Here is a 12,674-nt window from a genome sequence, read left to right on the forward strand (position 1 = left end):
GACCCCGCCTCAGGATGTGCTCGCCAGCGCTGGCGCTGGTGTGGGCCGATGGAATAGCCGCTCGAGCCACAAGTATATGACCGGAGTGGTGAACAGCGTCAGCGCCTGGCTCACCAGCAGGCCACCGACCACGGCGATCCCCAGCGGCTGGCGCAGCTCGGCGCCGGCGCCATAGCCGAGCATCAGCGGCAAGGCGCCGAGCAAAGCGGCGAGGGTGGTCATGATGATCGGCCGGAAACGGGTGATACAGGCCTGGTAGATCGCCTCCTGCGGCGACAGCCCACCCTTGCGCTGGGCTTCGAGGGCGAAGTCGATCATCAGGATGCCGTTTTTCTTGACGATGCCGATCAGCAGCACCAGGCCGATCAGGGCCATGATCGAGAAATCCTGGCCCAGCAGCCAGAGCATGATCAGCGCGCCAAGGCCGGCCGAGGGCAGGGTGGAAATGATCGTCAGCGGGTGGACGAAGCTCTCGTAGAGCACGCCGAGAATGATGTACACCGCCACCAGCGCCGCGAGGATCAGCCACGGCTGGCTGGCCAGGGAACTCTGGAAGGCCTGGGCCGCGCCCTGGAAATTGCCGGCGATGGAGGCGGGCATGCCGATCTGGTTTTTCGCCTGCTCGAGCATGATCACCGCGTCGCCCAGGGCCACGCCCGGCGCCAGGTTGAACGACAGGTTGGCGGCCGGGAACATGCCGTCGTGGGCGATGGACAACGGGCCGACGGTGGGCGGATCGACCTTGGCCAGCGCCGACAGCGGCACCATCTCGCCGCTCAGGGGCGAGCGCAGGTAGAAGTAATTCAGGCTCTCGGCCTTGCCGCGCTGCCGGGCGTCCAGTTCGAGGATCACGTTGTACTGGTTGGTCTCGGTCTGGAACTCGTTGACCTGGCGCTGGCCGAAGGCGTCGTAGAGCGCTTCGTCGACGTCGGTGGCGGTCAGGCCGAAACGCGCCGCGGCGCTGCGGTCGATGCTGATATGGGTGATGCTGCCGCCCAGTTGCAGGTCGTTGGACAGGTCGCGAAAGGCCGGGTTGGCCCGCAGTTTTTCCGTCAGGCGCTGGGTCCAGGTATTCAGCGTCGGCCCGTCGTTGCTCTTGAGCACGTACTGGTACTGGCTGCGGCTCGGCCCGGAGCTGAGGTTGATGTCCTGGCCGGCCCGCAGGTACAGGACGATGCCCGGGACCTTGGCCAGCTGCGGGCGAATGCGGTCGATGAACTGGCTGGCGGAGACGTCCCGCTGGCCGCGGTCCTTGAGAGCGATCCAGAAGCGGCCGTTGGCGATGGTCTGGTTGTTGCCGGTGACGCCCACTGAGTGGGAGAAGGTTTCCACCGCCGGGTCGGCGCCGAGGATCTTCGCCAGGGCCAGGTGCTTTGCCACCATGTCCGGGTAGGAGATGTCGGCCGCCGCTTCGCTGGTGCCGAGCACGAAGCCGGTGTCCTGGACCGGGAAGAAACCCTTGGGAATGAACACATAGCCGGCGATGGCCAGGCCCAGGGTCAGGCCGAACAGGCCGAGCATCAGCCGTTGATGGGCCAGGGCTCGGCGCAGCCCACGCTCGTAGAGTGCCAGCAGGCGTTCGCCGAAGCCCGGGCGATCGTGGGGATGATCAGTCGGCGCGCGCATGAACAGCGCCGCCAGGGTTGGCGCCAGGGTCAGCGACACCGCCACCGAAATCAGGATGGTCGAGGTGGCGGTCAGGGCGAACTCCTTGAACAGCCGCCCGACCACGCCACCCATGAACAGCAGGGGAATGAACGCGGCGATCAGCGAGAAGCTGATGGACACCACGGTGAAGCCGATTTCGCCGGCGCCCTTGATCGCCGCCTCGCGCATGCCGTCGCCGGCCTCCAGATGGCGATGGATGTTCTCCACCACGACAATCGCGTCGTCGACCACGAAGCCCACCGAGATCACGATCGCCACCAGGGTCAGGTTGTTCAGGCTGAAGCCCATCACATACATCAGCGCGAAACTGGCCACCAGCGACACCCCGAGCACACTGGAGACGATCAGCGTCGCCGAGAGCTGGCGCAGGAACAGCGCCATCACCGCCACCACCAGCAGCACCGCGATCAGCAGGGTGATTTCCACTTCATGCAAGGACGCGCGGATGGTCTTGGTGCGGTCCGAGAGCACGGTCACGTCCACCGAGGCCGGCAGCATGGCCTCCAGGCGCGGCAACTCGCCCTGGATGCGGTCCACGGTGTCGACGATGTTGGCCCCCGGCTGGCGGAAGATCACCAGGTTGAGCCCCGGCTGGTCGTTGGACCAGGCCTGCACGTAGGCGTTTTCCGGGCCGCTGATGACCCGGGCGACGTCCTTGAGCTGCACCGGTGCGCCGTTCTTGTAGGAGACGATCAACTGGCCGTAGTCCTCGGGATGGAACAGCTGGTCGTTGGTCGACAGGGTCGAGATGCTCGACTCGCCATACAGCGCGCCCTTGGCCAGGTTGAGGCTGGCCTGCTGCAGGGCGACGCGGATATCGGCCAGGGTCAGGCCGATGGCCGCCAGCCGGTCGGGCGAGGCCTGGACGCGGATCGCCGGGCGTTGCTGGCCGGTGATATTGATCAGGCCGACACCGTCGATCTGGCTGATCTGCCGGGCCAGCAGGGTTTCCACGTAGTCGCTCAGTTCAGTGCCGGGCATCTGCGTGGAACTGATGCTGAGGATCAGCACCGGGCTGTCCGCCGGGTTGACCTTGCGCCAGGTGGGCAGGCTCGGCATGTCGTTGGGCAGCTTGCCCGAGGCGGTGTTGATCGCCGCCTGCACTTCCTGGGCGGCGGTGTCGATGCTCTTGTCGAGGGTGAATTGCAGGGTCAGGTTGGTCGAGCCCAGGGCGCTGCTGGAGGTCATCTGGGTCATGCCGGGGATGGCGCTGAACTGCACCTCCAGCGGCGTGGCCACCGAGGAAGCCATGGTTTCCGGGCTGGCGCCGGGCAGCTGCGCGGTGACCTGGATGGTCGGGAATTCGGCCTCCGGCAGCGGCGCTATGGGCAGCCGGGGAAAGGCGATGGCGCCCAGCAGCACCAGGGCGAAGGTCAGCAGCAGGGTGGCGACCGGATGGTCGACGCACCAGGCGGAGATCGAGCCGTGGCCCTTCATGGCTGTGGCTCCGAGTTCGCCGCCTGGATCTGTTGCGGCGGTTCGCTGAGCACTTCGATATGTGAGCCGGCCTTGAGCCGCGACTGGCCGTCACTGACCAGCAGGTCGCCGGCCTGCACGCCCTTGATGATGTTCTGGCCGCTGTCCTGATAGACCATCTGCACCGGGACGATTTCCACCTTGTCGTCCTTGACCCGATACACGAAGTGTTTGTCCAGGCCGCGTTGCACCACGCCGGGCGGTACCACCAGGGCGGCTTTTTCCACGGCGGTCTGGATCTTGATGGTCACCAGTTGGCCGGGCCAGAGCTTTTGCCCGGGGTTGCTGAATTCGGCCTTGGCGCGGATGGTCCCGGTGTTGGTGTCGATCTGGTTGTCGATCAGGCTCAGGTGGCCTTCGCCCAGGCGCTCGCCCGTGTCGGAGTCGGTATCGGCGCCCAGGTAGGCGTCCACCGAGGCCGGGTGCTCGGCGACCAGCAGCCCCTGTAGGGTCGGCAGCATCTGTTGCGGCAAGGAAAACTCGACCGCGATCGGGTCGATCTGGGTCACCGAGAACAGGCCCTGGGTATCGCTGGTGCGCAGGAAATTGCCTTCGTCGACGGTGCGGATGCCGACGCGGCCGGACACCGGCGAGCGGATCTGGGTATAGGACAGCTGCACCTGCGCCGCATCGATGGCGGCCTGGTTGCCCTGGACGCTGGCCTTGAGCTGGTTGACCAGCGCCTGCTGCTGGTCGTAGGTCTGCTTGGACACGCCATCATCCACCGACAGCAGCTTGTAGCGCTTGAGGTTGACCTGGGCCACTTGCAGTTGCGCCTGGTTTTCCGCCAGTTGCGCCCGGGCCTGATCGAGGCTGGCGCGGATCGAGCGGTCGTCGATGGTCGCCAGCAGGTCGCCGGCCTTGACCAACTGGCCTTCCTTGACCAGCAGCCGGGTGAGGATGCCGTCCACCTGGGGCCGGATCACCACGTTGTGCAGCGACAGCACCGAGCCGATGCCACTGACATGCCGCGGTACATCCTGCTGGGCGACGCTGATCACCCGCACCGGCACCGCAGTCGGCGCCGCCAGCTTGGTGCTGGGCGGCTTGAGCAGGTACCACAGGCCAGCGGCGGCGAGAACGGCGAGCACGCCTGCGAGCACTAGGGTTGTTTTTCGATTACGCATGGACGCCAGCGCCGGGGGGCAAGGGGGACGGGAAGATGGCCAGAATCGATGGCCCCTTTATAGCCGGCCGACCCGGTCAGCAACGTGACACCTGCCTGACAGCGCTGTCAGCAAAGGCCGACCGATGACCTTTGGCCGATGACGGTCGCGGCCGCTCAACGATCCGCAACGCGGGTATACTGCCGGCCTTCGCGGCCCGCTTCCCCGGGCCCGGCCTTTGCTTTTCACCCGGAGCTTCCATGACTACCCCAGCACAACCGCCTGTGTCCGACGCGCCCAGCGCCGACCAGGTCGATGACGCCAGCGCGCCTGGCGAAGGCAAGCCGGCGATCGCGCCGTTCAAGTTTCCGTTCAAGCCGTCCGAGTTCGCCCAGGCCAAGAATGCCCAGCAACCCTGGTACAAGAACGGCGCCACCAACGGCCACACCAAGACCCCAGGCGCGGCGCCACCCGGCACCCGCCGCTCGATGGGCAAGCGCTGAGTCCGAAGTTTTTGTGTAGCCCTGCCGCAGGTTCGGGCCGCGTTCGGTTGATCGCGTCCGAAGGGAGCGCAAGATCTTGAGGTCGCCGAAGGCCTTCGGCCTTATCGCAGCCTGCGGCAGCGGCTACAAGTTCCGCGAATGCCGCGATATCCCAATCCGTGTAGCCGCTGCCGCAGGCTGCGTACGAGCGGCACGCTCGCAACGATTTGACGGACACCGGAGACTCTGCGGGTCAGCGGCAGGGCTTCATGCTGCCCGCAAGGAAATGAAGGCGTAGGTGAGCGGCGCCTCGGTCACCACCTGGGCGCCGGCCTCCTGCACTTGCCCGGCAATGTCTTCACCGGATACATGGAACAGCCACTCGCCGGCCGGCGCCGCCAGCGGTTGCGCCTGGACCCGCTCGATGGCTTCGGCCAGGGCGGCCATGTCCGGCAGGTAGGCGGTAAAGCCATCGCCCTTGAGGGCGGTGGTGTGAATGCCCAGCAGTTGGCAGATGGCTTGTTTGCTGTGGATATCGTCGCGGTCGGCCTGGCGCGAGCGCTGGATCAGTTCGGCCAGTTCCTGGTCCACCAGCTCACCGCCGACAATCAGCTGCGGGCCTTTTTCCCAGGATTCGGGCGGGCAATCCTTGACCGCCGGGTTGAGCGGGATGTGCGGATTGATTTCCATCGGGTAGATGCGGCACACCAGCGGCCGGCGTTCATAGATCCGGCACAGCTGGTCTTCGTCAAGATTCCGGCAGGGGCCGACGTTGTAGGCGGCGAAGGTGATCGCCACGTGGGCCTGGGCATTGCCGCTGGGCACCACGCAGGAACGCCGTTCGGCGTGCTCACGCTGCTGGGCCGGCAGCCCCAGGCCATTGCTCAGGAAGCCTTCCACCAGCACGATCACCTGGCCGCCATCCAGCGCCCACTGGCGGGCTTCGCCGAGGGTCAGGGGAACGTGATGATCGTTGCAGCACTTGCCGCAGCCTACGCAGGAAAAACGAGTATTCATTGAGCCGGCAGCCATAGTCGAAAGGCGGAAGCGGCGACGGAATGACTCACATCGCCCTCTAAATAGCGCTCTCGAAGCAAGTTATGCGCCAGTCACCGGCCCTTGGCCTCGAGGGCGGGACGGATCGAATCCCATTCGGTGACATGGGCGCTCTTGCGCTGTTTGTCGTACAGGCACAGTTCCACGCCAATCTGGCCCTTCATGTGTTTTTGCGGGTACTGGCCCTGGAGCAGCAACGCGCTGTAGCCGACCCGGTCGTCGAACTGCGCGGCGTTGCCCAGCACTTTGACATTCTTCAACTGGCTGGCCTTGGTGCAACTGGCCCGCACCTGCTTGTCGAGGGTCGCCCAGGCGTCCGGGCTGGAGGCCTGGGCCTGGCTGGCGAGGAGGGTGAGGCAGGTGAAGATCAGGGACAGGGCCTTCATGGCGGGGCGTTCCTTCGTTCACGGGTATGCGCAGGGAGTATGCCTGAGGCGCGAGTGATGAAAGATCTGTAGCCGCTGCCGCAGACTGCGATCGGCCGGAACGGCCGCGGCGATCTTGAAGTCGCTGAAGGTCCTGCGGACCTTATCGCAGCCTGCGGCAGCGGCTACAGGGATTGCAGCAGGTGCTGCGGCAGCGGCTACAGGTTACAGCGGCGTGTGGGGAACCTGCTCACGGCGGATCGCGACCATGCCGACGCTGTCGTACAGCCCGCGGGCTCGCTGGTTGTCTTCCAGCACCCGCAGGTCGACAAAGGCTTCGCGGCGCTGGCGGAAGACCTCGAAGGCCTGCAGCAGCAAGGCCCGTCCCAGGCCCTGGCCACGGGCCCGCGGATGCACCACCAGGTCCTTGATATAGGCGCTGGTCCAGCACTGGATCACCCCGACGACGCCTTCACCGTCCTGGGCCACCAGGCACAGTTGCGGGTCGTATTCGGCGTCGCTTTCGAAACGCTGGCGCCAGCTGTCCAGCTCCGGCACGCTCCCGCCGCCGTCCTGGTAGCCGAGGTGCATCAGGCCATGCACCGCTGCGGCCAGCTCCGGCCGATAGCTGTCGAGGCTGAAGGCGGCCGGCCAACTGGCGGGAGCCGGTTGCCCGGTCAGGTCGCGGCGCATCAGCAGGCAGTAGTCGTCGGCCATGGCTCAGGCGCTCTGGGCGGCGACGTGACGGGCCGCTTCGATCAGGCAGCGGGTCAGGTCCGGCGAGGAGAACTTGGTCAGCACCGCGTTGGCGCCGGCCAGGCGGGCCTTTTCCGCGTTCATGGCGCTGTCCAGGGAGGTATGCAGCAAGACGTAGAGGTGGGCGAAGTCCGGGGTCTCGCGCAGGGTGCGGGTCAGGGCGTAACCGTCCATCTCCGACATCTCGATGTCCGAGACGATCAGGTTGATCTCCTGGGCGGTGCCTTGCAGGTCCAGCAGGCAGTCGATGGCCTCCTTGGCGCTGCGCGCGGTGTGGCATTGCAGGCCGAGGTTACGCAGGGTATGCACCGACTGCTGCAGGGCCACCTGGCTGTCGTCGACCACCAGGATCCGCGCATTCCCCAGCAGTTCGGCGTCTTGCATGCTCAGCTCGGTCGGCGCGGTTTCGATCTGCGCCGGGGCGATGCCATGGATGACTTTCTCGATGTCCAGCACCTGCACTAGGGTGCCGTCGACCTGGGTGACCCCGGTGATGTAGGACTTGACCCCGCCGGAGCCATAGGGCGGCGGGCGGATATCGGTGGTCAGGCAATGCACGATCTTGCTCACCGCCTGCACATGCAGGCCCTGCTTGGAACGGCTGACGTCGGTGACGATCAGGCAGCCGCCCTCCGGGTCTTCCAGCGGCCGTTCGCCGATGGCCCGGCTCAGGTCGATGACCGACAGCGAATTGCCGCGCAGGGTGGCGATGCCTTTCACGTGCGGGTGCGATTCCGGCAGTTTGGTCAGCGGTGGGCAGGGAATGATTTCACTGACTTTGAGCAGGTTGATCGCCATCAGCTTGCCGCTGCGCAAGGTGAACAGCAGAAGCGAAAGAGAGTCTGCGCGGGCTTTGTTGGAAGACATAAAAACCTTCTGTGGAAAAAAGGTGGTTCGCGCCATGGGCCGCGAACAGCTAGCGATAACGGGTTATCGACGCGCAAAGGGCTGGCTTTAGGCTTAATCCCAATATCCGCGACCCGCGCAATCCGTAGCCGCTGCCGAAGGCTGCGATCGAGGACGCAGTCCTCGCAAGATCAGCCACTGCGTCGTTTCGGTCACCCCTCATGTAGCGGGTTCATGGCCGTTTCGTGGCAATGCCGCTCAAGCCGATCGCAGCCTTCGGCGGCTACAGGTGAGTCACTTCAAGCCTAGCCTCTTGGCCATGCGCCCCAGGTTGGCGCGGTCCAGGCCCAGCTCGCGGGCGGCGCTGGCCCAGTTGTGCTGGTGGCGCTCAAGGCAGGCACTGATCAGTTGGCGCTGGTAGTTTTCGGTGGCCTGCCGTAGATCGCCGGTGCCGGGAAGGTCGGCCATGGCCGTCGCAGCCGGGGGCTGGGGCGTGAGCGGCGCCGAGGCGTTCGGCAGGTCCAGGTCGGCGGCGCTCAGGCTGAGGATCTTCGGTCGTTCGCGGCAATTGCCCAGGGCCTTGAGGGCGCTGCGGCCGATCAGGTGTTCCAGCTCACGCACGTTGCCCGGCCAGGCGTAGGCCAGCAGCGCCGCCTGGGCATCGCTGGTCAGGCGCAGGCTGCCCAGGCCCATGCGCGAGCGATTCTGTTCGAGGAAGTAGCCGCTGAGCAGCAGCACATCGCGGCCGCGGTCGCGCAGGGCCGGCACCAGCAGCGGGTAGACGCTGAGGCGGTGATAGAAGTCCGCGCGATAGCGGCCGCTGCGCACTTCTTCGGCCAGGTCGCGGTTGGTGGCGGCGATCAGCCGCACGTCGACCTGATGTTCCTGGTCCGACCCCAGGCGTTGCAGCTGGCCGCTTTGCAGCACGCGCAGCAGCTTGGCCTGGACGGTCAGCGACAACTCGCCCACCTCATCGAGAAACAGCGTGCCGCCATTGGCCAGCTCGAATTTGCCGCGGCGGTCGTTGGTGGCGCCGGTAAAGGCGCCCCGCACATGGCCGAACAGTTCGCTTTCCACCAGGGTATCGGGCAGGGCGGCGCAGTTGAGGCTGATGATCGGTTTGTCGGCACGGGGCGAGGCGGCGTGGATGGCCTGGGCCACCAGTTCCTTGCCGACCCCGGTTTCACCGGTGATCAGCACCGTCAGGTCGCTGCCGCCGACCAGGCCGATTTCCTCCAGCAGGCGTTTGTGGGCTTTGCTCTGGCCGATCATCTCGCGGTTCTGGCCGCTGGCCTGGCGATAGACCTCGGCGCGCTGGTGTTCGTCTTCGGCGCGCAGGGCCAGGCGCTCGATGCGCTCGGCGGCGTTGACGGTCGCCGCCGCCAGGCTGGCGAACGCCTGCAGGGCATCCAGTTCGATGGGTTCGAAGCTTTGCGGGTCGAGGGCATCCAGGGTCAGCAGGCCCCAGGGGCGCTCGTCGATAAACAGCGGGCAGCCCATGCAGTCGTGGACTTCCAGGTGTTCGTGCAGGCCATCCACCAGGCCGTCGTAAGGGTCCGGCAACTCGCTGTCGCTGGCGAAGCGGGTAGGGCCGGGGTGGCTGAGCAGGGCGGCGAAACGCGGGTGTTCGCTGACCTTGAAGCGCCGGCCCAGGGTGTCGGTGCTCAAGCCGTCCACCGCCAGCGGCACCAGCCATTCGCCATCCAGGCGCAACAGCGCGGCGGCGTCGCAGGGCAGCAGGGCGCGCATGGCTTCCAGCAGGCGGCGGTAGCGCTCGCCTTCGGGCAGTTCGCGGGACAGGTCGGAGACCAGGGGCAACAAGGCGGTGAGCAGGGATTTTGCGGTCATAATGACTCCGTATGGTCTTAATGACTATAAATGCGGCCTTGTCGATATGACTACAATTATTTCAAGCAATTGATTTATATGGTTTTTATTGTTGGCACGAAAACTGATTGGTAAAGGGCAACCTGCAAGTAGTCAGAAAGCTCAGGAGTTGTACTTATGCTTAGCGTCGAAGATCGTGCCATCATCAAATCCACCGTTCCGTTGCTGGAAAGCGGTGGCGAAGCCCTGATCACCCACTTCTACCGGATGATGCTCTCCGAGTATCCGCAAGTGCGCCCGCTGTTCAACCAGGCGCACCAGGCCAGCGGCGACCAGCCACGGGCCCTGGCCAATGGCGTATTGATGTACGCCCGGCACATCGACCAGCTCGACCAATTGGGCGATCTGGTGGCGAAGATCATCAACAAGCACGTGGCCTTGCAGATCCTGCCGGAGCATTACCCGATCGTCGGCAGTTGCCTGCTGCGCGCCATCTCCGAAGTGCTGGGCGAAGAGATCGCCACGCCGGCGGTGATGAGCGCCTGGGGCGCGGCCTATAACCAGCTGGCGGACATCCTGATCGGTGCCGAAGGCGCGATCTACGACCAGAAGGCCCAGGCCCCGGGTGGCTGGCGTGGTGCGCGGGAGTTCAAGCTGGTCCGCCGCGAGCAGGAGAGCGCGGAAATCACCTCGTTCTATTTCGAGCCTGTGGATAACGGCCCGATTCTCGCCGCCGAGCCGGGTCAGTACATCGGCATGCAGCTGTTCCTCGAGGGTGAGGAAATCCGCCGCAACTACTCGCTGTCGGCGCTGTCCGACGCCGGCCAATATCGCATCAGCGTCAAGCGCGAGGCCGGTGGCCGCGCCTCCAACTACCTGCACGACCAAACGCAGATCGGCGCCAGCATCCAGCTGTTCCCGCCAGCGGGCGAATTCACCCTGGCGGACAGCGACAAGCCGCTGGTGCTGATCAGTGGTGGCGTCGGCATCACCCCGACCCTGCCGATGCTCGAAGCCGCGCTGGCCACCGAGCGTCCGGTGCACTTTATCCACTGCGCGCGCAACGGCGGGGTGCATGCGTTCCGCGATTGGGTCGACGGCCTGGCCGCGCGTCATCCACAACTCAAGCGCTTCTACTGCTACGCCGAAGACGACGGCGTCAGCCCGGCGGCGGACAAGGTCGGCCTGCTGAGCCAGGAACAACTGGCCGAATGGTTGCCGCAGGAGCGTGACCTGGACGCCTACTTCCTCGGCCCGAAAGCCTTCATGGCGGCGATCAAGCGCCACCTCAAGGCCCTGGGCGTACCGGAAAAACAAAGCCGCTACGAGTTCTTCGGCCCGGCCGCGGCGCTGGAGTAACCCCACCGGCCAGCCTCCGCCCGGAGGCTGGCCTCTTTGTAGCCGCTGGCGCAGCCTGCGATCGAGCGCGCAGCGCTCGCAATGCTTTCCCCCGAGTACTCAGGCAAACCGCGAACTCAGGCTTGACAGTCGCTGCGCAACCGATCGCAGGCTGCACCAGCGGTTACAGGGGCGCACTCGTAAAAATCCTTTAAAGGTTAATCCGTTCTTAACCTGTTTATCGTTAATTCCCCGATGCTGATGATAGGCGTTCGTTCGCACTGATCAGGATCATCCCATGCAACTCTCAGCCATTTCCCGCATCACCCTGGCCGCGACCCTGCTCGCCAGTCCCCTGGTTTTCGCCGAGCCGGCCTTGCTCCAACCGCAGACCCTGATCGTCGATCAGAGCCTGCCCAAGGCCCAGCGTGAAGCCATGGAGCTGGCCGCGCGGCGCTACGGCAGTTTCTGGAACAGCGGCGATGAAAGCCTGGCCAGGGCCGCGCTGGCGGAGAATTTCGTCGATATGACGCCGCCGGAAGGGCGGGTCCAGGGGCCGACGGGGCCGCTACTGGCGTCGCGGTTCTTTCGCACGGCGGTGCCGGACCTGAGCGCAGACATCGAGCAGATGATTGTGGCCGGGGATCGGGTGGTGCTGCACCTGCATTTTCGCGGGCACTTCAGCGGGACCTTCAATGCACTCAAAGGTCATGGTCAGCGTGTAGACTTCCGGGCAACCGACATCTATCAGATCGCCGATGGCCGGATCACGGCCAATTGGCATATCGAAGACAACCTCAGCCTGATGCAGCAGTTGCAAACGCTGCCGTCGGGTTGAGCCACAGACAGAAAGGAATTGAGGATGACTGACGACACACTGCGTTTGGGGCGCGAGCGACGTTTTCTGGTGTTGCTGGGGGTGATCTGCCTGGCGCTGATCGGCGGCGCGCTGTACATGCAGGTGGTGCTGGGCGAGGCGCCTTGCCCGTTGTGCATCCTGCAGCGCTACGCGTTTCTGCTGATCGCGATTTTCGCCTTCATCGGCGCGGCCATGCGCAGCCGTCGCAGCCTCACCGTGCTGGAAGCACTGGTAGTGATCAGCGCGCTGTTCGGGGCGGCGGTGGCGGGGCATCACGTCTACACCCAGGCCCATCCCGCGGTCAGCTGCGGCATCGATGTGTTGCAGCCGATCGTCGACAGCCTGCCGCTGGCGACCGTCTTCCCGCTGGGGTTCCAGGTCGATGGCTTCTGCTCCACGCCGTACCCGCCGGTGCTGGGCCTGTCCCTGGCGCAGTGGGCGCTGGTGGCCTTTGTGCTGACCCTGGTGCTGGTGCCGCTGGGCATCATTCGTAACCGTCGCAAGAGCGCCTGACCCGGCGCAAAAAGCCCCGGTCCCGATGTTCGGGGCCGGGGCTTTTTTGCGTGTAGGACAATGTGTGAAGGGGGCGTGATATGGGGCAATCGGATGCGCGATAAAAGTGCGACATGTTGTCACATGGCGGTGTCGCAGCTGTGTTTCAGAGGATGACGTCGAGACGATTTTTCTTGCGCCAGGAGCGAAAAAAGTCTGTCAGTTCGTGTCGGCGCGGTGAACGGCCAGGCAAGCATAGCCTGCTATCTAAATAAATCGGTTCAGCCCTCGTTTTACAAGGGGTAGCGCGATGCCATCGGTGGATTTTGTACGGGTGAAAGGCGCCTTTTTCGACTTGGCTGGAAGGCGTTTCTGGGGCTTTTTATTGCGAATGAATCTCGAT

11 protein-coding genes are annotated in these 12,674 nt (G+C 65.1%); 4 read left to right on the top strand and 7 right to left on the bottom strand.

Annotated features, from left to right (window positions below):
* Positions 1 to 9: 9 nt before the first annotated feature.
* Both AC07Y9_RS24180 and AC07Y9_RS24185 read right to left on the bottom strand, forming a co-directional pair.
* Positions 10 to 3,105 carry a multidrug efflux RND transporter permease subunit gene (locus AC07Y9_RS24180; protein WP_102678594.1) on the bottom strand — a complete coding sequence of 1,032 codons (3,096 nt, stop codon included), beginning with the start codon at positions 3,103 to 3,105 and terminating at the stop codon, positions 10 to 12.
* A complete protein-coding gene (locus tag AC07Y9_RS24185; RefSeq protein WP_102678593.1) occupies positions 3,102 to 4,271 on the bottom strand; it encodes an efflux RND transporter periplasmic adaptor subunit in 1,170 nt (389 codons plus the stop codon). Before AC07Y9_RS24185 ends, AC07Y9_RS24180 begins: the two co-directional genes overlap by 4 nt.
* A gap of 239 nt (positions 4,272 to 4,510) precedes the next feature.
* Here AC07Y9_RS24185 and AC07Y9_RS24190 point away from each other — a divergent pair, with 239 nt between their 5' ends.
* Positions 4,511 to 4,753 (top strand): hypothetical protein, encoded by a 243-nt coding sequence (locus AC07Y9_RS24190; RefSeq protein WP_007922116.1) that lies wholly within the window; start codon positions 4,511 to 4,513, stop codon positions 4,751 to 4,753.
* A gap of 246 nt (positions 4,754 to 4,999) precedes the next feature.
* Here the strand turns inward: AC07Y9_RS24190 and AC07Y9_RS24195 are convergent, their stop codons facing one another.
* From AC07Y9_RS24195 to norR, 5 genes are all read right to left on the bottom strand, one after another.
* Entirely contained in the window at positions 5,000 to 5,749 is a 750-nt protein-coding gene (locus AC07Y9_RS24195) for a YkgJ family cysteine cluster protein (protein WP_102678592.1), read from the bottom strand.
* A 92-nt stretch (positions 5,750 to 5,841) separates the two neighbouring features.
* Complete coding sequence (locus tag AC07Y9_RS24200) at positions 5,842 to 6,174, bottom strand: hypothetical protein (protein WP_102678591.1); 333 nt, start codon at positions 6,172 to 6,174, stop codon at positions 5,842 to 5,844.
* Positions 6,175 to 6,378: 204 nt separating this feature from the next.
* Positions 6,379 to 6,870, bottom strand: coding sequence for a GNAT family N-acetyltransferase (locus AC07Y9_RS24205; protein WP_102678590.1), 492 nt, complete (start codon positions 6,868 to 6,870; stop codon positions 6,379 to 6,381).
* Positions 6,871 to 6,873: 3 nt separating this feature from the next.
* Positions 6,874 to 7,776: a chemotaxis protein CheV gene (locus AC07Y9_RS24210; protein WP_009045497.1), complete on the bottom strand. Its 903-nt coding sequence runs from the start codon at positions 7,774 to 7,776 to the stop codon at positions 6,874 to 6,876.
* A 273-nt stretch (positions 7,777 to 8,049) separates the two neighbouring features.
* Complete coding sequence (gene norR / locus AC07Y9_RS24215) at positions 8,050 to 9,603, bottom strand: nitric oxide reductase transcriptional regulator NorR (RefSeq protein WP_102678589.1); 1,554 nt, start codon at positions 9,601 to 9,603, stop codon at positions 8,050 to 8,052.
* Between the two features lie 156 nt (positions 9,604 to 9,759).
* On the opposite strand from norR, the gene hmpA reads away from it, so the two are divergent.
* From hmpA to AC07Y9_RS24230, 3 genes are all read left to right on the top strand, one after another.
* Positions 9,760 to 10,941: an NO-inducible flavohemoprotein gene (hmpA, locus tag AC07Y9_RS24220; RefSeq protein WP_102678588.1), complete on the top strand. Its 1,182-nt coding sequence runs from the start codon at positions 9,760 to 9,762 to the stop codon at positions 10,939 to 10,941.
* A gap of 277 nt (positions 10,942 to 11,218) precedes the next feature.
* On the top strand, positions 11,219 to 11,758 hold the full coding sequence (locus tag AC07Y9_RS24225; RefSeq protein ID WP_102678587.1) for an ester cyclase: 540 nt from the start codon (positions 11,219 to 11,221) through the stop codon (positions 11,756 to 11,758).
* Positions 11,759 to 11,782: 24 nt separating this feature from the next.
* Complete coding sequence (locus tag AC07Y9_RS24230) at positions 11,783 to 12,292, top strand: disulfide bond formation protein B (protein ID WP_007929696.1); 510 nt, start codon at positions 11,783 to 11,785, stop codon at positions 12,290 to 12,292.
* Positions 12,293 to 12,674: the final 382 nt, after the last annotated feature.

Source organism: Pseudomonas sp. GW456-L12 (genome assembly GCF_059424045.1).

Coding starts and splice junctions, on each gene's coding strand:
- AC07Y9_RS24180 (WP_102678594.1), bottom strand. CDS start 3,105: ATGAAGGGCCACGGCTCGATCTCCGCCTGGTGCGTCGACCATCCGGTC.
- AC07Y9_RS24185 (WP_102678593.1), bottom strand. CDS start 4,271: ATGCGTAATCGAAAAACAACCCTAGTGCTCGCAGGCGTGCTCGCCGTT.
- AC07Y9_RS24190 (WP_007922116.1), top strand. CDS start 4,511: ATGACTACCCCAGCACAACCGCCTGTGTCCGACGCGCCCAGCGCCGAC.
- AC07Y9_RS24195 (WP_102678592.1), bottom strand. CDS start 5,749: ATGAATACTCGTTTTTCCTGCGTAGGCTGCGGCAAGTGCTGCAACGAT.
- AC07Y9_RS24200 (WP_102678591.1), bottom strand. CDS start 6,174: ATGAAGGCCCTGTCCCTGATCTTCACCTGCCTCACCCTCCTCGCCAGC.
- AC07Y9_RS24205 (WP_102678590.1), bottom strand. CDS start 6,870: ATGGCCGACGACTACTGCCTGCTGATGCGCCGCGACCTGACCGGGCAA.
- AC07Y9_RS24210 (WP_009045497.1), bottom strand. CDS start 7,776: ATGTCTTCCAACAAAGCCCGCGCAGACTCTCTTTCGCTTCTGCTGTTC.
- norR (WP_102678589.1), bottom strand. CDS start 9,603: ATGACCGCAAAATCCCTGCTCACCGCCTTGTTGCCCCTGGTCTCCGAC.
- hmpA (WP_102678588.1), top strand. CDS start 9,760: ATGCTTAGCGTCGAAGATCGTGCCATCATCAAATCCACCGTTCCGTTG.
- AC07Y9_RS24225 (WP_102678587.1), top strand. CDS start 11,219: ATGCAACTCTCAGCCATTTCCCGCATCACCCTGGCCGCGACCCTGCTC.
- AC07Y9_RS24230 (WP_007929696.1), top strand. CDS start 11,783: ATGACTGACGACACACTGCGTTTGGGGCGCGAGCGACGTTTTCTGGTG.